The sequence below is a fragment of the Streptomyces sp. NPDC001415 genome (genome assembly GCF_053597395.1).
The window spans coordinates 63,313-83,494 of record NZ_JBSFIE010000023.1 but is presented as its reverse complement, the minus strand read 5'-3'; the positions used below and the strand labels follow the sequence as shown (position 1 = coordinate 83,494).

Genomic DNA, 20,182 nt, shown 5'->3' with positions numbered 1-20,182 from the left:
CAATATATTGCACTACGGTGAAGTGCACCCCACTGAATCCTCTGCATCACTGCACTGTACTGCGAGGCTCCCTCATGACAGCACTGTTCGCCCTGGCCACCAGCCTCCTGTGGGGCCTGGCCGACTTCGGCGGCGGGCTCCTCACCCGGCGCATACCCGCGCTGACCGTCGTGGTGGCCTCGCAGTCGGTGGCCGTGGTCGTCCTCGGCGCGGTCGTCGTCGCCACCGGCGGCCGGCACGAGGCGGGCCCGCAGCTCTGGTTCGCGGTCGCGGCGGGCGCCGTGGGGCCGGTCGCCATGCTCAGCTTCTACAAGGCCCTCGCGCTTGGCCCGATGGGCGTCGTCTCGCCGCTCGGCTCGCTGGGCGTCGCGGTGCCGGTCGGCGTCGGGCTCGTCCTCGGCGAACGCCCCGGCATCCTTCAGTTCGCGGGCATCGCCGTGGCCGTGGTGGGCATCCTGCTGGCGGGCGGCCCGGAGTTCCGCGGCGCCGCCGTGCGCCGCCAGGCCATCCTGCTCACGCTGCTCGCCGCCTTCGGCTTCGGCGCGGTGATGGCGCTGATCTCCGAGGCCTCCACAACCGTCACCGGGCTCTTCCTCGCGCTCTTCGTGCAGCGCGTCACCAATGTCGCCGTCGGCGGCACGGCCCTGTTCGTCTCGGTGCGGCGCGGCGCCCGCGCGCTGCCCGAGGACGGCGGCCTTCGCCTGGTCTGGCTCTCGCTGCCCGCGCTGGCTTTCGTGGGCCTCGCCGACGTGGCCGCCAACGGCACGTACTCGATCGCCGCCCAGCAGGGCCCCGTCACCATGGCGGCCGTGCTCGCCTCGCTTTACCCGGTGGTCACGGCCCTCGCCGCGCGCGGGGTCCTCAAGGAGCGACTGCGGATGGTGCAGGCGGCGGGCGCGGGCCTGGCCCTGGTGGGCACCGTGCTGCTGGCGACCGGCTGAGAGCCTGTGTCTAAACCCCGCCCGGATCAAGCCTCTTCGGGCGTCAACTCCGCGATGGCGAGCAGCTGTTGAGGGGTGACGCCCTCCGGGATGGGCACCGGTGCCGGCGTGCGCAGGGGCGGCTGCCAGCCGTTCTCCTCGTCCCAGGTGCGGACGATCCTCGCGGGCGCCCCGGCCACCACCGCGTGGTCGGGCACCTCGCCGCGTACGACGGCGCCCGCGGCCACGACCACGTTGCGGCCCAGCCGGGCGCCCGGCAGCACCACGGCGCCCGTGCCGAGCCAGCAGCCCGGGCCGATCTCGACCGGCTCCATGCGCGGCCACTGCTTGCCCACGGGCTGGTGCGGATCGTCGTAGCTGTGATTGGTCGAGGTGATGTAGACGTACGGGCCGCAGTACGTGTCCGAGCCGATGGTGACCGTCGTGTCGGCGATGACATGGCTGCCCCGGCCGAGTACGACCCCGTTGCCCAGGGTCAGTATCGGGTCGGCGCCGAGGTCGAGGCCGGGCATCATCCCGGCGGTGAGGGTGACCTGTTCGGCGATGATGCAGTGGTCGCCCAGTTCGATCCAGGGCTCACCGAAGACCGTGCCCTGCGGGAAGGCGAGGCGGGTTCCGGAGCCGATCCGGCGAAAGCGCAGCTTCCCCGGGTGTTCGGCCGTGACCGCGCCTGCCTCCTTGATCCAGCCCCAGCCGCCGTGGACAGCGCGGGAGGCGATCCTGCGCCGCCAGGCGGTCAGCGATGAGAACGTGTTTCTGTTCTTGGGCACCCGCACACGGTACTCATCGCCGACCCGGCCGATCAGGGCCGACGCCTGTGATCTTCCGCTCAGAGTCTCGGCGGTTCAGCCGCTCAGCCGCCGTGCGCCGTGCGGTGGTCCTCGGTCAGGCCCAGATACATCAGGGCGTTGACCTTGATCCCCTCGCGCTCCTCGTCGGTCAGCTCGCGCCGCACCTTCGCCGGTACGCCCGCGACCAGGGAGCCGGGCGGCACGATCATGCCCTGCGGCACCAGGGCCTGTGCCGCGATCAGCGAACCGGCGCCGATCCGGGCCCCGTTGAGAACCGTGGCGCCCATGCCCACCAGCACGTCGTCCTCGACGGTGCAGCCGTGCAGCACCGCGTTGTGCCCGACGGTGACCCGCTCGCCGACGGTCACCGGGAAGCCCGGGTCCACGTGCACGGTGCAGTTGTCCTGGATGTTGCTCTCGGCGCCGATGACGATCGGCCCGCAGTCGGCCCGCAGGACCGCGTGGTACCAGACGCTCGCGCCCGCCCCGAGGGTGACCTCGCCGAGCACCACGGAGGTGGGTGCGGTGAATGCGGTCGGGGCGATCTCGGGCGTCTTGCCGCCCACTGCCACGACCAACGCCTGCTCTGCCATGCGCCACTCCTTGTACGGACCCTGAGAGGGATTCCATCGCGCCGGGTGTCACGCTAAGCGACCGCGCCTGAGCCCGCTCGGCCGGGGGGCCGCTTACGATCACGCGATGGCACTCTTCCGGATCGACCGCCGCACCCGTCTCGCCCCCGCCGAGGCGTGGCGACGGCTCACCGCATGGGAACGGCACGGCGACAGCGTCCCGTTGACCCGGATCGCCGTGCACACCGCGCCACCGTCCGGCATCGGCACGGTCTTCGTGGCCCGCACCGGGCTCGGCCCCCTCGGCTTCGACGACCGGATGGAGATCGCGCGCTGGCAGCCGCCGAGCGAGAGCGGGCCGGGCGTGTGCCGCCTGGAAAAACGCGGACGGGCCATCACGGGCTGGGCCGAGATCGAGGTGGGCGGGTCCGGGCCGGGGTCGTACGTGATCTGGCGGGAGGACCTCCGCGTACGCGGACTGCCGCGCGCGCTGGACGGGTTGACGGCGAGGGTGGGGCGGGTGGTGTTCGGCCGGGCCATCAACGTACTGCTGCGGGACCGCACCCCCTGAGAGCCGCGGCTGGAGGCCGTCGCCCCCAGGGGCACGGGGAACCGCGCGACCAGCCCCGACGGCTCGCAGCCGACCCACTGCAGGCGGAAGCAATCAGTCCGCGGCGGGCACCTGATCCGGCGCGGACTTGGCCTCGGCCTCCGCCATCGACTTCTTCGCCCGGTTCTTGACCACCAGCATCGAGACGACGCCGATCAGCAGCGCGGCCACAAGACCCAGGTACGAGAAGTTCTTCAGCCAGGACTCGGCGACGATGCCGAGGTAGTAGATGACGGCCGTCGTACCGCCCGCCCAGCAGATGCCGCCGAGCACGTTGGCGATGAGGAACTTCCAGTACGGCATGTGCAGTACGCCCGCGAGGGGGCCCGCGAAGATGCGGAGCAGGGCGATGAAGCGGCCGAAGAAGACGGCCCACATGCCCCACTTCTGGAAGGACCGTTCCGCCATGGCGACATGGCCCTCGCTGAAGTGCTTGGGGAACTTGCGGCCGAGCCAGGCGAGCAGCGGCCGGCCGCCCTTGCGGCCGATCGCGTAGCCGATCGAGTCGCCGATCACCGCGCCGGCCGTGGCGCAGGCGCCGAGCACGACCGGGTTGATGTGGCCCTGTTGTGAGGCGAGCAGTGCCGAACTGACCAGGACGATCTCGCCGGGCAGCGGGATCCCGAGGCTTTCGATCCCGATGACCAGCGCCACCAGGAGATAGACGCTGACGGCGGGGATGTTCTCCAGCCACTCCTGGATGTGCAACGCCGCTTCCTCCCGCTCGTACCGGGCCGGAGCCCGGCGTGCGCCCCCCTGGCGCACGCCGGGAAGCCTACCCGGTCAGGGCCGGCCGGCCGCTGCGCGCGGTCGGACCCGGCCATGGCCGACGAGGTGCTGTTCGCGTGCCGAGACGCCGACGCTCACCTCGCGGGTTCCGGTGCCGAGGGCCCAGCCGTGCCGCTCCGGGTCCCACGAGGACAGCGAGCGGGCGGAGACGCGTACGGTCACGCGCTGCTCGCGGCCGGGCTCCAACTCCAAGCGGCGGTAGCCGGCCAGCGCGCGGCGCGCCTGGTCGAGGGGGAGGTCGGGTGAGGGGCCGAGGTAGACCTGGGCGACCGTGGTGCCGGTGCGGCGGCCGGTGTTGCGGACGGTGAAGCCGACCGCGAGGCCGTCGCCGTCGGGCACCACGCTCAGTTCCGCGTACTCGAACCTCGTGTACGAGAGGCCGTGTCCGAAGGGGAAGAGCGGCTCCTCGTCCTCGGCGTCGTACCAGCGGTAGCCGAGGTGGATGCCTTCGGAGTACTCCTCGGTGCCGTCCACGCCGGGGTAGCGGCGGGGGTCCCCCGCCACCGGGTGCCGGTCGTCGGAGACGGGGAAGGTCTGAGTGAGCCGGCCGCCGGGGTCGCAGTCTCCGAACAGGACGGCCGCGGTGGCCTCGGCGCCCTCCTGGCCCGGGTAGTACATCTGCAGTACGGCGCCGACGCGGTCCAGCCAGGGCATGGTGGTGCACGACGAGGTGTTGAGCACCACGGTGGTGCGGGAGTTGGCGGCCGCGACCGCTTCGATCAGCTCGCTCTGGTGGCCGGGCAGGCCGAGGGTCGTGCGGTCGGCGCCCTCGGTGGCGTCCTCGTACGCGAAAAGGACGACGCTCTCGGCGGCGCGGGCGGCACGCACCGCGTCGGCCACGTCGACGGCGCGGGTGGCTCCGGTGGTGCGCCGGAGCCGGAAGAGCTGGCCTTTGTCGCGCCCCTTGGCGGTGATGGTGAGCCGGTGTTCCCCGGCGGTGAGGTTCAGGGTGCCGCGGCGGACGGTGAGCCCGTCGGGTGCGGCGCCGATGAGTCCCCCGGTGAAGAACTCGCCGAGGCCGGGCGCCGGCGGGAAGAGCTCGGTGCCGTCGAGGAACACCTTGGGGCGGTCGCCGGAGTAGTGGATGTGAAAGGTCCACTCGTCGTCCTCGGCCACGGTGAGCGTGCCGTCGTACGTCCAGGTGGCGCCCGGGGCGACGTGCTGGCCCTCGAAGTCGGCGCCCGCGGAGGTGCCGGGGAGCGGCTTGCCGAAGAGGTCCTCGCCGAGTGCGTAACCGACCCGGGCGCCGTGGCCGGCCCGGGCTCTGAGCGCGTCGAGCGGGCTTTGCGCGTGATCGGGTACGACGTGGGCGCTGCCGCCGCCGCTGACGAACGGGATGGTTCCGGTGGGCCCGATGACAGCGATGCCGCGGGCGGCGCGGCCGGTGAGGGGGAGGGTGGCGTGCCGGTTGTGGAGCAGGGTGGCGCCTGCTTTGGCGACCTTGAGCGCGGTCCGCGCACCGGCCCGCGGGTCGCGGCCGGGCCGGGCGGGAGCGCTCCCGTCGAGCAGCCCGAACCGGTCCATGACGGACAGGACGCGGCGTACGGAACGGTCGACGAGCGCCTCGGGGACGCTGCCGTCGAGTACGGCCTTCTTGAGCGCGGCGGCGAAGTAGTTGCCGCTGGGCATCTCCATGTCGAGCCCGGCGGTGAGGGCGGCGACGGTGCTGTGGGCGGCGAACCAGTCGGTCATGACCCAGCCGTCGAAGTGCCAGCCGTTGCGCAGGATGTCGGTGAGAATTGGCTTGTTCTCGCACGCGAAGGTCCCGTTGACCTTGTTGTACGCGCCCATCACGGCGCCCGCCCCGGCGGCGACGGCGGCTTCGAAGCCGCGGAGTTCGAGTTCGCGCAGGGGCTGTTCGGCGATCCGCACGTCGATGGACGTGCGGTCCTTCTCCTGGTTGTTCAGGGCGAAGTGCTTGACGGTGGCGATGAGGCCCTGGCTCTGGATGCCGTCGATCTCCGCGGCGACCAGGTCCGCGGCAAGCAGCGGGTCCTCGGAGAAGGTCTCGAAGTTGCGTCCGGCGTACGGGGTCCTGATCAGGTTGACCATGGGCGACAGCAGGACGTCCTGGCCAAGGGCTCGGCCCTCGCGGCCGATGACCTCGCCGTACTCGCGGGCGAGCGCGGGGTCGAAGGCGGAGGCGAGGAGCACGGGAGCCGGCAGCGCGGTCGCGTGGGCGGTGACGCGGACGCCCGCCGGTCCGTCGGCGAGTCTGAGCGGGGGGATCGAGAGCCGCGGCACACCGGGGACGTAGCCGGCCTGGCCGAGGCTCCTGGGGTCGTCGGCGCCGTGCAGGAGGCCGATCTTCTCGTCCAGGGTGAGGCGGGCGGTCAGCGCTTCCACCCGGCGGGAGGCCGGGGTGTCGGAGAGCGCGCGGGCGGAGTTGGCGAGGGTGCCGGTCGCGGTCGCCGCGACCGTTACGGCGCCGCCGAGCAGACGCAGTGCTGACCTTCGGGAAACGGTGTCGGACATGGACCGTCACTCCTTTGTGTGCGGGCACGACGTGGTGGACCGCGGCACAAAAGGCGGCGGGCCGGCGTTCGACCTGTGAACGCACTATGCGTCACGACCGAGTTGACAACCCGTCAGGCGCCACGAGGCGCCGGGAAACCTAGGACCGTCCGGTGGAAGAGTCAACGAGAGTGAACGGGGCGGCCGTCGGGAATGGACAAGGTGTCCCGGCCGGCAACAAAAGAGCCCCGTCCCGCACGGACAGGGCCCCACACACCACCGACAAGAATCATCCCCCGAGCGACCGCGCCACCGCCGCGACCACCTCGTCCTCCACCGTGACCGTCCCCGTCAGCGTTCCCGCGAGAGCCCGCGCCAGCACGGCCGCCTGCCCGAGCCGGCAGTCCTCCTCGGCTTCTCCCGTCACCTGGCCGATCACCGCATCCCGCACCACGTGCGACACCTGTTCATCACCGAAAAGATCCGGAAACGTCAGGATCATCAGGCACACCCCCACATTCGACGCGAGCACCGCCTGACCGGCCGCCTCCACCGTCATGCGCAGCCGCCCCACCGCCGCACACCGCTCCAGCGCCGCCAGCAGCAACGCCTTCGCCTCCTTCACGGCCTGCGGCTTCGGCTCCCCCACCGGCGTGAACATCAAGCGGTACAGATGGGGGTTCTTCAGCGCGAACACCGTGTGGCTGTCCCACGCCGTACGCAGATCCGCCACAGGATCCGCCGTCCGGGGATTGCGCCGCTTGCCCGCCAGAAACCTCTCGAACCCCTCGTCGGCCGTCGCCGCCAGGAGCCCCTGCTTCCCCCCGAACTGCCGGGAAATCTCCGGAGCCCCCACCTGGGCCTTCGCGCAGATCGCACGCGTGGAGATCTCCTCCGCACTCTGCGACCGGAGCAGCTCGTGCGTAGCGGACAAAATGCGCTCTCTCGCCGTACTCATGCAACGAATGCTAACAGTTCACGCACACCCCGCTAACGGCCGTGAGCTGCGAAAATCCAGCCAGCCCTTCAGTCGGAACCCCGCCGTCTACGTAAAGACTGATTACGTCCTGTGTTAGCGTCGTCAACATCGCGAGGTCCCCACCAGCGAGGACTCGCACACTCCTACCCGAAGAGGACCCGATGGCCACGACCACCCTGCGCCAGCTCAACAGCTTCGACGAGACGCCCGCCTCCCTCGCCGACGCCACCGTCATCCTCATCGACTTCCAGAACACCTACACCGGCGGAACCATGGAGCTGGACGGCCACGCCGCCGCCGTCGCCGAGGGCAAGAAGCTCCTCGAAGCCGCCCGCGCCGCCGGAGCCACCGTCATCCACGTACAGGACCAGGGCTACGACGTCGACTCCGAGGGCGGACGGATCATCGCGGAGGTCGCCCCCATCGACGGCGAACTCTCCGTCATCAAGTCCGCGCCGAACGCGTACCACAACACCGACCTCGCCGAGCTGGTCGACAAGGCCGGCAAGAAGGACGTCGTCCTCGCCGGCTTCATGACCAACATGTGCGTCCTGTTCACCGCCCAGGGCGCCTTCCTCAGCGGCCACCGCCCCACTGTTGTCGCCCAGGCCTGCGCCACCCGCGCCCTGCCCACGACGGCCGCCGGCCAGAACCACATGGACGCCCAGCAGATCCACGACGGCGCCCTGGCGACGATCACCGAGCTGTACGGCGTCGTCGTCCCCACGGTTGCCGATCTCGCGTAACACCCGCATCGCGCCGCAGAGAAACCTCTGAGCCCCCGCCGGCCCTGCCGGCGGGGGTTTGACCGAACGTCATCAGAGGGAGGCGGGACCCCTATGGGACCCACGCGTCACCACGGTGCTCATTTACCCAGGTCATGGGGGCGAAGCGTCCACACAACCGTCATCTCGCCGGTCACGGCGCCGTCCGCGCGCTGGATCTCGATGACGACGGGGAACTCGGGGCGCTGCCCCGCGTCCAGCTCGGCCACCACGTCGGCGATGGGGCGGCCCAGCGTCGCGGTCGCGGTGACGACGCCCATGGCGAGCTTCTTGTAGCCGATCTCCGCCTTGACGGCGAGCGGCACCGCACGGTTCATCTGGTCGCCGAAGGCGGCGATGACGATGGCGCCGCTGGCGGACTCGGCGAGCGTGAACATCGCTCCGGCGTGCGGTCCGCCCACGTGGTTGTGGTACTCGGCCTGGTCCGGCAGCCGTACCACCGCACGCTCGGGGGTGGTCTCCAGGAATTCGAGGTTCAGGGTGCGGGCCATGGGGACGGTCGCGGCGAGCATCTCGCCCACGGACATCTGATCAGCGCTCATGGGGCCCGATGTTACCCATCAGTAGCCGCCATTGGCCATCCCCTGTCGGGGGCGGGCGTAGCCGGAGCGGGAGTGCCCCTCTATGGTTACTGGCCATGTGGCCAGGACAGCAGCCGCCCGGGGGCGAGCAGAACCCGCAGGATCCGAATCAGAACCCGTACCAGCAGCCGGGGTACCAGCAGCCGAATCCCTATGCGCAGCCGGGGCAGCAGCCGCCCACGCAGCCGCCGGGATATCCGCCGCAGGGCTACCAGACGCCCAACCCGTACCAGCAGCCGACGGTGCCGCAGTACCCGGTGGGCAGCCCGCCCGGGCCGCCGCAGCCGCCGGAGAACAACGACAAGAAGAAGACCACCCTCATCGCCATCATCGCGGCCACCGCCGTGGTCGTGGCCGCCGCCGTGACCGGCGTGGTGGTCCTCAACGACGACGGCAAGAGCAGTCCACAGGCCGACGGCAAGGACAAGAAGTCGCCACCGGCCTCGGCCCCGGCGGCGCCGTCCTCCCCGGCCGCCAACCCGCGTGGCGCGGGCACCGAGGTCCAGCCGGTGATCGCGGGCTGGAAGGTCGTGGTGAACCCCAAGAAGGGCGACGCCTTCGACGTACCGCCGGACTGGGAGGTCGACAGCCCCGGCATGAGCGTGGGCTGGTCCGACAAGGCGGACCCCAACGGCTTCGGCGGCATGATGATGTCCGCCCCCGCCTACTACAAGTCCAAGTGGTGCACCGCCAAGAACGGCAGCGGCCGTGACGAGAACACCGCGCTGGCCAGCGTCGGCACCAAGGGCGCGAACGGCGCCAAGTCGACCGACGAGGCGGCCGAGCAGGCCGACGACTGGCTGTACTACGCCTACACCCAGCCGGACAAGACCCACATCACCTCCGAGAAGCCGGTCCCGTTCACGACCAAGTCGGGTCTTCAGGGCAGCGTGGTCCGCGCCAAGGCGACGGGCGTGAAGAAGACGGACAAGTGCTCCACCGACGGCCAGTCCGTGCTCTTCGGCTTCAAGACCGCCAAGGGCGACCTCGCCGCGTGGAGCCTCATCGCCAACACGGGCGTGCCGGACGCGGTCCCCGAGGAAACCATCCAGAAGATCCTCAGCACCATCCGCCTCGTCCCGGTCACCGACTCCGGTTCCTGACGCGTACCGGTGCTGCGATCCGGTCCCGAAAGGGACCGGGTTCCTGATGCGGGCGAGGCCGCAAACCGTTTGTCGCCACGGGGTGGCGGCGGCGATAGTCCCTGAGTGACTTCCGCCGCCACCCCTTCGCCTGCGCGCCGCCCGTCCTGGGCGGGCCGCAACTACACCCTGCTGACCGCCGCCGCGGTCGTCACCAACCTGGGCAGCCAGGGTGCGCTGATCGCGGCGGCGTTCGCGGTGCTCCAGTCCGGCGGCAGCGGCGGCGACGTGGGCCTGGTCGCGGCGGCCCGCACCGTGCCGCTCGTGCTGTTCCTCCTGGTCGGCGGGGCGCTGGCCGACCGGCTTCCCCGGCACCGGGTGATGGTCGCCGCCAATGCCCTCAACTTCCTTTCCCAGGGCGCCTTCGCGCTCCTCGTCCTGACCGGCGATGCCCGGCTGTGGCAGATGATGGCGCTCACCGCGCTCGGCGGCGTGGGCCAGGCGTTCTTCGGCCCCGCCTCCGAAGGCATGCTGATGTCCAGCGTGCGCGGCACCGAGGCGGGCCGGGCCTTCGCGTTCTACCGGATGGCGATGCACGGCGCGGGCATCGGCGGGGCCGCGCTCGGCGGCGCGCTGATCGCTGTCCTCGGCGCGGGCTGGGTGCTCGCGATCGACGCGGCGGCCTTCGCGGTGGCGGGCGCGCTGCGGGCCTTCCTCGACGTGAGTCACCTACCGCCGCGCGAAGCCGGCGGCGGCATGATCTCCGATCTGCGCGAGGGCTGGCGGGAGTTCATCACCCGGCCGTGGCTGTGGTCGATCGTGGTGCAGTTCGCGGTGGTCAACGCGGTGGTCGCGGCGGCCGAGGCGGTGTACGGACCGCTGGTGGCCCGCGACGAGCTGGGCGGTCCCGGCCCGTGGGGGCTGGCGCTCGCCGCGTTCGGGGTCGGCACGTTCTGCGGAGCGCTCCTGATGATGCGTTGGAAGCCGCGTCGGCTGCTGCTCGCGGGCAGCCTGTGCGTCTTCCCGCTGGCCCTGCCCTCGGCGGCGCTCGCGGTGCCGCTGCCGGTGCCCGCGCTCGCGGCGGTCATGCTCGTGACAGGCGTATCGATCGAGGTCTTCGGCGTCTCGTGGATGACCGCCCTCAACCAGGAGATCCCCGAGGAGAAGCTCTCGCGCGTCTCCGCCTACGACTGGCTGGGCTCGATCGCGATGGTGCCGCTGGCCACCGCGCTCGCCGGGCCCGCACAGAGCGCGGTCGGCCGCACGTCCGCGCTGTGGGGCTGCTCGGCGCTGGTCGTGCTGCTCACCGCCGCCGTCCTGTGCGTGCCGGAGGTACGCGGCCTGACCCGGCGCACCGAGCCGGTGGCCGCCGGTGGTCCCGGGGTGTCAGCCGATGCTGAAGGCGCCGTCGGGCGGCTCGGGTGAGGGCTGCGCGTCCGCGTCGCCCACCGGCTGGGCGTCCCCGACGAACCGTCGCAGCGAGTCGCCGTGTTCGACCCGGGCCGGGAAGGCGTCCCCCGCGGTGCGCCGGGCGAGGGCCGCGACGTCCAGGGGGCGCTCCGAGGCGAGCAGCACCGCGTTCCCGAAGCGCCGCCCCCGCAGCACCGACGGTTCGGCGATCAGCGCGACCTCCGCGAACACCGCCTGGAACGTGGCGAGTTGGGAGCGCAGGAAGGCGAAGGGCGCGCCGTCCGCGAGGTTGGCCGCGTAGATGCCGCCGGGTCTGAGGACCCGCTGGGCGATGCGTGCGTACTCGATCGAGGTGAGGTGTGCGGGCACGCGTGAGCCGCCGAAGACGTCCGCGACGAGCAGGTCCACGGAGGCCGCGGGCGCTCCTTCGGCCCAGGCCCTGGCGTCCGCCGCGTGCAGGGTGATCCCGGCGTCCGGGCGCAACGGCAGGTGTTCGCGGACGAGTTGGACGAGCGCGCGGTCGGCGTCCACCACGTCCTGCCGCGAGCCCGGCCGGGTCGCCGCGACGTAGCGGGGCAGGGTGAGCGCCCCGCCGCCGAGGTGCAGCACCTCCAGCGGGGCACCTTCGTCGGCCGCGCAGTCCACGACGTGGGCGAGCCGGCGCATGTACTCGAACTCGATGTACGTGGGGTCGTCGAGGTCCACGTACGACTGCGGGGCACCGTCCACGGTCAGGAGCCAGGCGCGCTCCCGGTCGACGTCGGGCAGCAGCTTGGCGGTGCCCCAGTCGACCTCCCGGATGACGGGTATCGGTTCGGCGCGCGGGTCGTCGTTCACCGTCCCATTGTGCGCCGTGCGGCCGGGTACTGGCCTCCGGGCCCCGTATGTCGGAGCCCGTGTCCGACCCGGAGCGGGTTCGGACACGGGCCCTCAGGCCCAGAGGGCCTTGACGGCGGCGGCGTGGGCCGGGGCCTGGGCGAGGCCGGCCCGGGCCGCCGGGGCGCGCCGCGCGGGGTCGAGGCTGCTGCGCCCGAAGGCCCTCTTGGCCGCGGCGTCGGGGGTGATCAGCACGACCTTCGCGCCCGCCGCGGTGAGCTTGGCGGCCTGGCCGGCGGGGGAATCGAGCGGGCCGCCGCCGGCCGGGCTGGGCGCGATGATCACGACGCGGCGGCAGCCGGCGGCGAGGTGCGCGTTGGCCGTGGAGTGCAGGCCGCCGTCGATCCACTTGCGCCCCTCGATGGTGACCGGGGGCCAGACCAGCGGGACCGCACAGCTCGCGGCGACCGCGTCGACGAGCGGGACACCGCTGTCCTTGTCGAAGACCCTCAACTCGCCGGTGTCGGCGGCGACCGCGGTGAGCTTCAGGGCCCGCTCGGGCCACTCGTGCGTGAGCAGCCGTCCGGCGATGACCGCGCGCCGGTCGGCCTCGCTCGGGGTGTCCGCGGCGAGCGCCATGCGGCCCATCTTCGCGCCGTAGTCCTCGGGCGTACGGGAGCCGATCACGGCCCGGGCGTAGCGGAAGACCTTGCCCGCGCCCAGGCGGCCGGCGATCTCCCCCTTGGGGTCGGCCAGTTGACGCTCGTAGAGCTCGGCGAGGGATTTTTGGCCCGCGGTGTTCACGCCGACGACCGCGCCCGCCGAGCTTCCGACGACGAGTTCGGCGTCGGTCGGGTCCACGCCCGCTTCGGCGAGCCCGTGCAGGATGCCGATCTCCCAGCCCACTCCGGTGAGGCCGCCCGAACCGAGTACCAGTGCAGTGTCCGTCATGATCGCAGTGTGCCGTAACGCCAACGGCCCGCCTCCCCCGGGGTGTTGGAGAAGGCGGGCCTGCCGGTCGCGGCACCGAGCGGTTCATCGCCGAGGTTCGGTCACCTCGGTGGGAGAGACCGTCGCGTGCGGGTCCGCGGCGATGGCGTGCAGGGCGTGGAGTACCAGGCGGCCCAGGCGGGCGCCCGTCGCCGCGTACGGGCTGCCGGCGCCGAGGGTGACGGCGAGGGCGCGCCGGCCGGTGTGCGGGGTGCGGGTGATCTCGACCATGAGCGGGAAGCTGTGCTGGTCGGAGAACCACCAGTCGCGCGGGCTGATCGCGCGCAGCTCGGCGAGCTCGTCGAAGACGTGGAAGTCGGTGTAGTTGAAGGCGACGTTGAAGAGGGGGGTGCCGCCTCCGGTGAGCTGTTGCAGCGCGGCGAGGGGGTAGCGGCGGTACGGCTGGCGCTCGCGTTCGGCGTCGAAGGCGGCGCCGGCCAGTTCGGCCCAGGTGCCGCGGGCGGTGAGGTGCAGCGGCACCATGTTCAGGAGCAGACCCAGGACGCGGTCCGATCCGGGTTCTTCCAGGCGTCCGTTGACCTGGACGGCCGTCACCGTGCGGTCGGACGCGGTGAGTTCGGCGAGGGCCCGGACGTGGGCGGCGAGGAAGAGACTCTTGACCGGCAGGCCGAGGCGGGCCGCCGTCTCGTCGAGGGCGGTGTCCAGGTGCTCGGGCAGCGGTACGTGGAAGGCGAACTCGTCCTCGGCGGCGCCGCCCGGGTCGAGCGGGAGAGCGGCGGGCTCGCCCTCCTGCCGCAGCAGCTCCTCCCACCAGGTGCGGGCGGCCGGGTCGGCCTGGGCGCGCTGTTCGGCGGCGACGAAGTCGCGGTAGCGAGCGCCGGTCGCGGGCGGCAGGGCGGGCTCGGTGGTGTCGGGGCTCAGTTCGTCGTCGTAGGCGAGGAGGAGTTCGGTGGCGAGCAGGGCGAGGCTCCAGCCGTCGAGGATCGCGTGGTGCACGGCGAGGGAGAGCTGGAAGCTGTCGGGGTCGGTGCGCAGCACATGGCAGCGCACGAGCGGGGCGTGCTCGGTGTCGAAGAGGTCCGCCTTCTCCCCGTCCCACCAGGTGCGGAGCAGGTGTTCGTGGGTCTTGGCGTCCGGTCGCGGCGCCTGGTGGTCCTCGACGGTCAGGGGGATCCGCGCGGTCTCGGCGACGAGTTGCATCGGTTCGCGGAAGGTGCCGAGGAGGAAGGAGGTACGCAGGATGGCGTGGCGTGCTGTCAGCGTGGCCAGGGCGCGTTCGAGGGCGGTGCGGTCGAAGGGGCTGTCGAGGCGGACGCTGATCAGGTCGTGGTAGAGGCCGGGGGTCTCGTCCTCGGCGAACTCGCACTCGTAGAGGATGCCGAGCTGCATCGCCGCGGTGGGATAGGCGTCGACGGTACCGGCGGGCAGTTGGGAGGGGTCCAGGTCGGCGAGGGTCGTCGAGCAGGCGGCCGGGGTGGGCGCGGGGCGCTCGTCCCGTATGACCGCGGCCGCGGCGAGGCCGGCCACGCTCGGGTGGAGGAAGATCTGCTCGATCGAGACCGGAAGGCCGGCCTCGCGGGCGAGCGCGGCGACCCGGACGGCGCGCAGCGAGTCGCCGCCGAGCGCGAAGAAGTTGTCGTCGACACCCAGGTCGGGCACGTCGAGGACCTGGCGCCAGACGGCGGCGAGCGTGTGCTCGGCGGGGGTGCGGGGCCCGGTCGTCCGGTGCTCGGCGGGGGTGGCGCGGTTGGTCCCGGGGGCGGGCAGGCGGTCGCGGTCGAGCTTGCCGTTGCCGGTCAGCGGAAGTTCGGCGAGGGGGACGACGGCGGCCGGGAGCATGTGGGCGGGCAGCCGTACGCTCAACGCCTCGCGCAGACTGGCCGGCCGCAGGTCGTCGTGGCCGGGTGCGGGGACGACGTAGCCGACGAGGCGGGGCAGGCCGGGAGTGTCCTCGCGCAGGACGCAGGCGGCGGCGCGGACGCCGGGCTGGTCGAGGAGGGCCCGTTCGATCTCGCCGAGTTCGATGCGGAAGCCGTTCAGTTTGACCTGGTGGTCGATGCGGCCACGGTATTCGAGTTCGCCGTCCTCCCGTCGCACCGCGAGATCGCCGGAGCGGTACAGGCGCTCCCCCGGAGCGCCGAACGGGTCGGGCACGAATCGCTGTTCGGTGAGCTCGGGGCGGTTGAGGTAGCCGCGTGCGACGCCGGGGCCGCCCACGTACATCTCGCCCTCGGTGCCGTCCGGGACCTCGTTCATGTCCGCGTCCAGGACATGGACGCGGAGGTCGGATATGGGGCGGCCGATGGGGCTGAGGGAACCGGAGAGGTCGGCGAGCGCGAGCGGGCGGACGGTGACGTGCACGGTGGTCTCGGTGATGCCGTACATGTTGACCAGGCGTGGCTTGCGGATGCCGTAGGCGGCGACCCAGTCTTCGAGGGTGGCCGGGTCGAGGGCCTCGCCGCCGAACACGACGGTACGCAGGGCGAGTTCGGGGTGACCGGCGTCCTCGGCCGCCGCGGCGAGCTGCCGGAAGGCGGTGGGCGTCTGGTTGAGGACGGTGACCCGCTGGGTGCGCAGCAGGTCCAGGAACGCGTGAGGGTCCCGGCTGGTCAGGTACGGCACGACGACGAGCCGGCCGCCGTGCAGCAACGGCCCCCACAGCTCCCACACGGAGAAGTCGAAGGCGATGGAGTGGAAGAGGGTCCACACGTCGTCGGCGCCGAAGCCGAAGTCGTGCCGGGTGGCGGTGAACAGGCGGGTCACGTTGGTGTGGGTGACGACGACGCCCTTGGGGCGGCCCGTGGAGCCTGAGGTGTAGATGACGTACGCGGTGGTGTCGGGCCCGGCGCCGGGGTGGGGCGCGGGCGCCTGGTCCGGTCCGGCTTCGCCGTCGGCGGTCAGCGGTACGAAGGCGGGGGCCTCGCCGTCGAGCAGCGGGGCGCAGGACGCCGAGTCGCCGAGCAGGATGCGGCACTCGGCGTCGGCGAGGGTGTCGCGCAGCCGGGCGGCCGGGTGCCGGGGGTCGAGCGGCAGGTAGCCGGCACCGGACTTGAGGACGGCGAGGAGGCCGACGACGAGGTCCACGGTCCGCTCGGCGCACAGGCCCACGAGGCTCTCCGGAGCTGCGCCGTGGGCGCGCAGGCGGTGGGCGAGCCGGTTGGCGGCGCGGTCGAGCTCGGCGTAGGTGAGGCTGCGGGTGCCGTCGGTGACGGCGACGGAGTGCGGGTGCCGGGCGGCGGTCTCGGCGAAGATCTCGTGCAGGCAGCGCGGATCGGCCACGTCCTGAGTGGACTGCCGTACGGCCGGTGCCTGATGGGGATCGGCCGCTTCCGGCGCCTCGGGCGCGTGCACCGCCGCACCGAGGATCTCCAGATAGCGGTCGAGCATCCGCTGGGCCCGCTCCCGGGTGAACAGGTCCGTGGCGTATTCGACGGTGACCTCGAACTCGTCGCCCAGCTCGTGGATCTCGACGGTGAGGTCGAATTTGGCGGTGCCGTTGTCCACGGGCAGGGGCTCGGCGTCGAGGCCGTCGAGCCGGGCGAGTGGACGGCGGCGGCCCTGGTAGGCGAGGGCCACCTGGGTCAGCGGGGTGCGGGACAGGTCGCCCGCGGAGGTGAGTTCGGCGGCGAGTCGCTCGAAGGGCACGTGCTGGTCGTTCGCGGCGTCCAGCACCACGCCGTGCGTCTCCTTCACCGCCCGCCGGAACGCGCCGGGACGGCCGGGGTCGCCGCACGGGCGCAGCCGCAGCGGCACGGTGGTGGCGAAGAAGCCGACGACGTCCTCCAGAGCCGGATCGGGGCGCCCGTCCATGGGGGTCGCGACCAACAGGTCTTCCTGGCCCGTGAGTTCGCCGAGCAGCGTGGCGTAGGCGGTGAGGGTCACCGCGTACGGGGTGGTGCGGGTGGCGGCGGCGAGCCGGCCCGCCGCGGTGAGCAGGGCGCCGGTGGTGTGCCGGGTGAGCCGGTGGCCGCGGTGTGAGCGGGTCGCCGGGCGGGGGTGGTCGGCGGGCAGGTCGAGGACGGTGGGTGCGCCCGTGAGGCGGGGGCGCCATGCCGCGAGGAGGCGTTCGGCGTCCAGGCCGGCCGACCAGCGGGCGAAGTCCCGGTATTCCAGGGTGAGTTCGGGCAGCTCCCGCGCCTGTGCGCCGCCCGTGCGGCGGCGGTAGGCGTGGGCGAGGTCCCGGTCGATGACGTCCAGGGTGCGGCCGTCGGAGACCAGGTGCGGCAGGACCAGGAGGAGCAGGTGATCGTCGGCGGCGAGCCGGTACAGGGTGAGCCGGGCCAGGGGGCCACTGGCGAGGTCGATGTGCTGGGCCGCGCGTTCGTCGGCCGCGCGCAGGCCGTGACCGTACGGGTCGGGCTGGCCGGTCAGGTCGACGAGGTCGAGTCCGGCCCGGCTGTCGGTCGGCTCGGCGTGCAGCACGTCGCCGGTGAAGGTGAACACGGTGCGCAGCTGTTCGTGCCGGTCGGCCACGTCCTGCCAGGCGGCGTAGAGGGCCGTGCTGTCGAGCGGGCCGCGCAGCCGGGTGAGGGCGGGCACGTTGTACGCGGTGCCCGCGGCGGGGCTGAGCTGGTCGAGGAACCAGAGGCGGCGCTGGGCCGGGGCGAGCAGCGGGCCGTCGCCGGGAGCGGGGGTCACCGGGGTCAGGGCGTCACCGGTGTCGCGGGGCCGGTCGGCGAGCAGGCGGGCCAGGGCGGTGACGGTGCCGTGCTCGAAGAGTTCGGCCACGCTCACGTGGGTGCCGAGGCGGGTGCGGACGCGGGCGGCGATCCGGGCGGCCTGCAGGGAGTTGCCGCCGAGTTCGGTGAAGTCGGCCGTGGCGTCGACCGGCCCGGTGCCGAGCACGTCGCCCCATATGCGGGCCAGGTCGGCGCGGAGCCGGTCGTGTGCGGTGTGCGGGTCGCCGGCCGAGGTTTCGTGTGCCGGGGCGGGGACCGTGGCGGACGTCTCGGTGGACATGACTGCGCTCCTGGGGTGCTGCGGGGCGGGGTGATGTGGGCAGGGGGCTGCGAAAGGGCGAGGACGCGTGCGGGCGTCCTGGCAGGGCGGGGTGGCGGCCGCACTCGCGCGGCCGCGGTCGTCGGCCCACGGGCCGGGAGTGGGCGAAGGCGGAAGGCGAGGGGCGGGCAGATCGGACGCGAGAGGTGGCGCCTCCCCGGCGGTCGGGGCGCAGAGGGCGGGAGGAGAGCGGGGTGAGGAGGACGGCACGGGCGTGGCCGATGACGGCCGCCCTCCCTCGCGCGGCCCTCCCCCCGCGTGGGCGCCCCTCGTCCAGGGCACCCACGCGGGGCGGGCGTCGCGCTGACCGAGGGTCAGACCATCTGGCCGACCGGGCGGACCACGACGGAGTTGATGTCGACGCCGGCGGGCTGGCGCACGGCCCACACCACCGAGTCGGCGATCTGGTCCGCGGTGAGGTTGATGCCGCCCTGAGGTGCGCCGCCCGCGGCATCCCAGAAGCCGGTCTCGACCCGTCCGGGGGCGACCAGGGTGACACCGACGCCGTCGGCCGTGACCATGCGGCGGGTGTTCTCGGCGAGGCCGGTGACCGCCCACTTGGTGGCACCGTAGATGTTGCCGGGCGTGTAGACGACGCCGGCGACGCTGCCGATCAGCACGATCCGGCCGCGCGCCTCCTTGAGCGCGGGCAGCGCGTAGTGGATGAGGAGGGCGGGGCCGAGCACGTTGGTGAGGACCATGTCGCGCCACCCGGCCGGGTCGCCGGCGTCGAGCGTGTCGTGCGTGGCGTACCCGGCGTTGGCGACGACCGTGTCGATGCGGCCGTACGCGTCCAGGGTGGCGCGCACGGCGGCCTCGACGCAGGCGTGGTCGCCTGCGTCGCCGGGGAGCGTGAGGAGGGTGCCGGGCTTGGCGGCGGTCTCCTCGGCGAAGCTCTGCAGCCGTTCGCCGCTGCGGCCGGTGACGGCGACGCGGTGCCCCTCGGCGAGGAGTCTGCGGGCGGTGGCCGCGCCGATGCCGCTGGATCCGCCGGTGATCAGGGCTACGGGGGCGGTGGCTTCGTCAGTCATGAAGTGGTGCTCCTGCTCTACGAGTTCTGCGGTTCTGTGATCACGTGTCAGAAGGTGTCCGGGTGGCGCGGCCGCTTGCCCGCGATGCGGACGGGGAGCCGTTCCAGGCCGCGGCTGATGGAACTGTCCGCGACCCACGTCAGCGTCTCAGGCGGCACCGTGCACGCGATGTCCGGGATGCGGCGCAGCAGCGTCTCGAAGGCGATGCGCCCTTCGAGCCGGGCGAGCGGTGCGCCGGCGCAGAAGTGGGGGCCGTACCCGAAGGTCAGGTGGCGGTTGGGCGAGCGGGTGATGTCGAAGCGGTCGGGTTCGGCGAAGACCGCGGGGTCGCGGTTGGCGGCGGACACCGACAGGTGGACGAAGCTGCCCGACGGGACGTCCTGTCCGCCGAGAGTCAGATCCCGGGCGGCGGTGCGCAGCGTTCCGCGGTCGACCGAGCCTTCGTAGCGCAAGAACTCCTCGATCGCCGAGTCGGTCAACTCCGGCCTGGCGCGGAGGAGTTCGAGCTGGTCGGGGTGGCGGAGCAGGGCCCAGACGCCGTTGCCGACGAGGTTGGCGGTGGTCTTGTGGCCGGCGATGACGAGGAAGATGGCGGTGGAGACGAGTTCCTCGTCGGTGAACATGCCGTCCTCGTCGGCGGCGCGCACCAGGTCGCCGAGCAGGTCTTCCTGCGGCCGGGCACGACGCTGGGCCAGCACGTCGGTGAAGTACTCCACGACCTGGTCGTTGACGCGCTTGCGCTCCAGGGCGGCCTCGCCCTCCTGGCTCGGGTCCTGGCTGAGCACCCGGCCCCAGTCGATGAACCGGTCCCGGTCGGCGTAGGGGACGCCGAGGAACGCGCAGATCACCATCATCGGCAGCGGCAGCGCGAAGGCCTCCAGGAGGTCGAACTCGCCGGATTCGGGGAACGCGTCGATGAGGTCGTCGGTGATCTCCTGGACGCGCGGGCGCAGCAGTTCCATGCGGCGCGGCAGGAACGCCCGGCTGACGAGTTTGCGCAGCCGGGTGTGCTCGGGCGGGTCGGCGAGCAGCATGTTGCTGGTGAGCACGGAACTGCTCTGCACGGTCTGTTCGCGGAACCAGGCGGGTGCCGCCTCCAGGGTCTTGGAGATGCCCGGGTCACCGAAGGCGTGCAGGACGCTCGCGTGGTCGACGACGACGTACGCGTGGTCGGCGGAGCCCGCCGGAAAGTCGATGGGGTGGACGGGACCGCGCTCGCGCAGCCGCGCGGCGGCGGAGTGCGGATCGGAGCCGGGGCAGGTGACGTACTGGGCCGGAACGACGGGCTCGTCACCCGAGAACGGGCACCGGGAATCCTCGGGAAGGGCGGACACTGCTCACTCCTCGGTCAGGGCAGATGTGCCTGGTACGGCGGAAGTCGGTGGGGCGTCA

General features: G+C 72.5%; 16 protein-coding genes. 5 read left to right on the top strand and 11 right to left on the bottom strand.

Features of this window, described 5'->3' with window-relative positions; genetic code table 11:
* Positions 1-74: 74 nt before the first annotated feature.
* Positions 75-941 (top strand): EamA family transporter, encoded by an 867-nt coding sequence (locus tag ACWC2B_RS26605; RefSeq protein ID WP_450720763.1) that lies wholly within the window; start codon positions 75-77, stop codon positions 939-941.
* 26 nt (positions 942-967) lie between these two features.
* On the opposite strand, the gene ACWC2B_RS26600 is transcribed toward ACWC2B_RS26605, so the two are convergent.
* Positions 968-1,711: an acyltransferase gene (locus ACWC2B_RS26600; protein WP_450720761.1), complete on the bottom strand. Its 744-nt coding sequence runs from the start codon at positions 1,709-1,711 to the stop codon at positions 968-970.
* 83 nt (positions 1,712-1,794) lie between these two features.
* Entirely contained in the window at positions 1,795-2,325 is a 531-nt protein-coding gene (locus ACWC2B_RS26595; protein ID WP_450720759.1) for a gamma carbonic anhydrase family protein, read from the bottom strand.
* A gap of 106 nt (positions 2,326-2,431) precedes the next feature.
* On the opposite strand from ACWC2B_RS26595, the gene ACWC2B_RS26590 reads away from it, so the two are divergent.
* Positions 2,432-2,875 carry an SRPBCC family protein gene (locus ACWC2B_RS26590; RefSeq protein WP_450720757.1) on the top strand — a complete coding sequence of 148 codons (444 nt, stop codon included), beginning with the start codon at positions 2,432-2,434 and terminating at the stop codon, positions 2,873-2,875.
* A 93-nt stretch (positions 2,876-2,968) separates the two neighbouring features.
* Here ACWC2B_RS26590 and ACWC2B_RS26585 read toward each other — a convergent pair whose 3' ends face one another.
* The 3 genes from ACWC2B_RS26585 to ACWC2B_RS26575 form a co-directional block, all read right to left on the bottom strand.
* On the bottom strand, positions 2,969-3,622 hold the full coding sequence (locus ACWC2B_RS26585; RefSeq protein WP_450720835.1) for a DedA family protein: 654 nt from the start codon (positions 3,620-3,622) through the stop codon (positions 2,969-2,971).
* A gap of 75 nt (positions 3,623-3,697) precedes the next feature.
* Positions 3,698-6,178, bottom strand: a complete 2,481-nt coding sequence (locus ACWC2B_RS26580) for a beta-glucosidase (RefSeq protein WP_450720755.1) — start codon at positions 6,176-6,178, stop codon at positions 3,698-3,700.
* A 268-nt stretch (positions 6,179-6,446) separates the two neighbouring features.
* Positions 6,447-7,115: a TetR/AcrR family transcriptional regulator gene (locus ACWC2B_RS26575; protein WP_450720753.1), complete on the bottom strand. Its 669-nt coding sequence runs from the start codon at positions 7,113-7,115 to the stop codon at positions 6,447-6,449.
* 182 nt (positions 7,116-7,297) lie between these two features.
* Here ACWC2B_RS26575 and ACWC2B_RS26570 point away from each other — a divergent pair, with 182 nt between their 5' ends.
* Positions 7,298-7,882, top strand: a complete 585-nt coding sequence (locus tag ACWC2B_RS26570; RefSeq protein ID WP_450720751.1) for an isochorismatase family protein — start codon at positions 7,298-7,300, stop codon at positions 7,880-7,882.
* Positions 7,883-8,001: 119 nt separating this feature from the next.
* On the opposite strand, the gene ACWC2B_RS26565 is transcribed toward ACWC2B_RS26570, so the two are convergent.
* Complete coding sequence (locus tag ACWC2B_RS26565) at positions 8,002-8,448, bottom strand: DUF4442 domain-containing protein (RefSeq protein WP_450720833.1); 447 nt, start codon at positions 8,446-8,448, stop codon at positions 8,002-8,004.
* 110 nt (positions 8,449-8,558) lie between these two features.
* Between ACWC2B_RS26565 and ACWC2B_RS26560 the strand changes: the two genes are divergently transcribed.
* Both ACWC2B_RS26560 and ACWC2B_RS26555 read left to right on the top strand, forming a co-directional pair.
* Positions 8,559-9,605: a hypothetical protein gene (locus ACWC2B_RS26560; protein ID WP_450720749.1), complete on the top strand. Its 1,047-nt coding sequence runs from the start codon at positions 8,559-8,561 to the stop codon at positions 9,603-9,605.
* 105 nt (positions 9,606-9,710) lie between these two features.
* Positions 9,711-11,009: an MFS transporter gene (locus ACWC2B_RS26555; RefSeq protein WP_450720747.1), complete on the top strand. Its 1,299-nt coding sequence runs from the start codon at positions 9,711-9,713 to the stop codon at positions 11,007-11,009.
* On the opposite strand, the gene ACWC2B_RS26550 is transcribed toward ACWC2B_RS26555, so the two are convergent.
* From ACWC2B_RS26550 to ACWC2B_RS26530, 5 genes are all read right to left on the bottom strand, one after another.
* The gene (locus ACWC2B_RS26550) at positions 10,971-11,831 is read right to left on the bottom strand and encodes a spermidine synthase (protein WP_450720745.1); all 861 of its coding nucleotides are present in this window, start codon (positions 11,829-11,831) and stop codon (positions 10,971-10,973) included. The two genes, ACWC2B_RS26555 and ACWC2B_RS26550, sit on opposite strands and share 39 nt — an antisense overlap.
* Positions 11,832-11,924: 93 nt before the next feature.
* The gene (locus ACWC2B_RS26545) at positions 11,925-12,761 is read right to left on the bottom strand and encodes a patatin-like phospholipase family protein (RefSeq protein WP_450720743.1); all 837 of its coding nucleotides are present in this window, start codon (positions 12,759-12,761) and stop codon (positions 11,925-11,927) included.
* Between the two features lie 84 nt (positions 12,762-12,845).
* Positions 12,846-17,720 (bottom strand): amino acid adenylation domain-containing protein, encoded by a 4,875-nt coding sequence (locus ACWC2B_RS26540; protein WP_450720741.1) that lies wholly within the window; start codon positions 17,718-17,720, stop codon positions 12,846-12,848.
* 353 nt (positions 17,721-18,073) lie between these two features.
* Positions 18,074-18,790, bottom strand: a complete 717-nt coding sequence (locus ACWC2B_RS26535; RefSeq protein ID WP_450720739.1) for an SDR family oxidoreductase — start codon at positions 18,788-18,790, stop codon at positions 18,074-18,076.
* Positions 18,791-18,837: 47 nt separating this feature from the next.
* Positions 18,838-20,124 carry a cytochrome P450 family protein gene (locus ACWC2B_RS26530; RefSeq protein WP_450720737.1) on the bottom strand — a complete coding sequence of 429 codons (1,287 nt, stop codon included), beginning with the start codon at positions 20,122-20,124 and terminating at the stop codon, positions 18,838-18,840.
* Positions 20,125-20,182: the final 58 nt, after the last annotated feature.

What these genes read in the sequence shown, in the direction of transcription:
- ACWC2B_RS26605 (WP_450720763.1), top strand. Translation starts at nt 75, where the DNA reads ATGACAGCACTGTTCGCCCTGGCCACCAGCCTCCTGTGGGGCCTGGCC.
- ACWC2B_RS26595 (WP_450720759.1), bottom strand. Translation starts at nt 2,325, where the DNA reads ATGGCAGAGCAGGCGTTGGTCGTGGCAGTGGGCGGCAAGACGCCCGAG.
- ACWC2B_RS26590 (WP_450720757.1), top strand. Translation starts at nt 2,432, where the DNA reads ATGGCACTCTTCCGGATCGACCGCCGCACCCGTCTCGCCCCCGCCGAG.
- ACWC2B_RS26580 (WP_450720755.1), bottom strand. Translation starts at nt 6,178, where the DNA reads ATGTCCGACACCGTTTCCCGAAGGTCAGCACTGCGTCTGCTCGGCGGC.
- ACWC2B_RS26575 (WP_450720753.1), bottom strand. Translation starts at nt 7,115, where the DNA reads ATGAGTACGGCGAGAGAGCGCATTTTGTCCGCTACGCACGAGCTGCTC.
- ACWC2B_RS26570 (WP_450720751.1), top strand. Translation starts at nt 7,298, where the DNA reads ATGGCCACGACCACCCTGCGCCAGCTCAACAGCTTCGACGAGACGCCC.
- ACWC2B_RS26565 (WP_450720833.1), bottom strand. Translation starts at nt 8,448, where the DNA reads ATGTCCGTGGGCGAGATGCTCGCCGCGACCGTCCCCATGGCCCGCACC.
- ACWC2B_RS26560 (WP_450720749.1), top strand. Translation starts at nt 8,559, where the DNA reads ATGTGGCCAGGACAGCAGCCGCCCGGGGGCGAGCAGAACCCGCAGGAT.
- ACWC2B_RS26545 (WP_450720743.1), bottom strand. Translation starts at nt 12,761, where the DNA reads ATGACGGACACTGCACTGGTACTCGGTTCGGGCGGCCTCACCGGAGTG.
- ACWC2B_RS26540 (WP_450720741.1), bottom strand. Translation starts at nt 17,720, where the DNA reads ATGTCCACCGAGACGTCCGCCACGGTCCCCGCCCCGGCACACGAAACC.
- ACWC2B_RS26535 (WP_450720739.1), bottom strand. Translation starts at nt 18,790, where the DNA reads ATGACTGACGAAGCCACCGCCCCCGTAGCCCTGATCACCGGCGGATCC.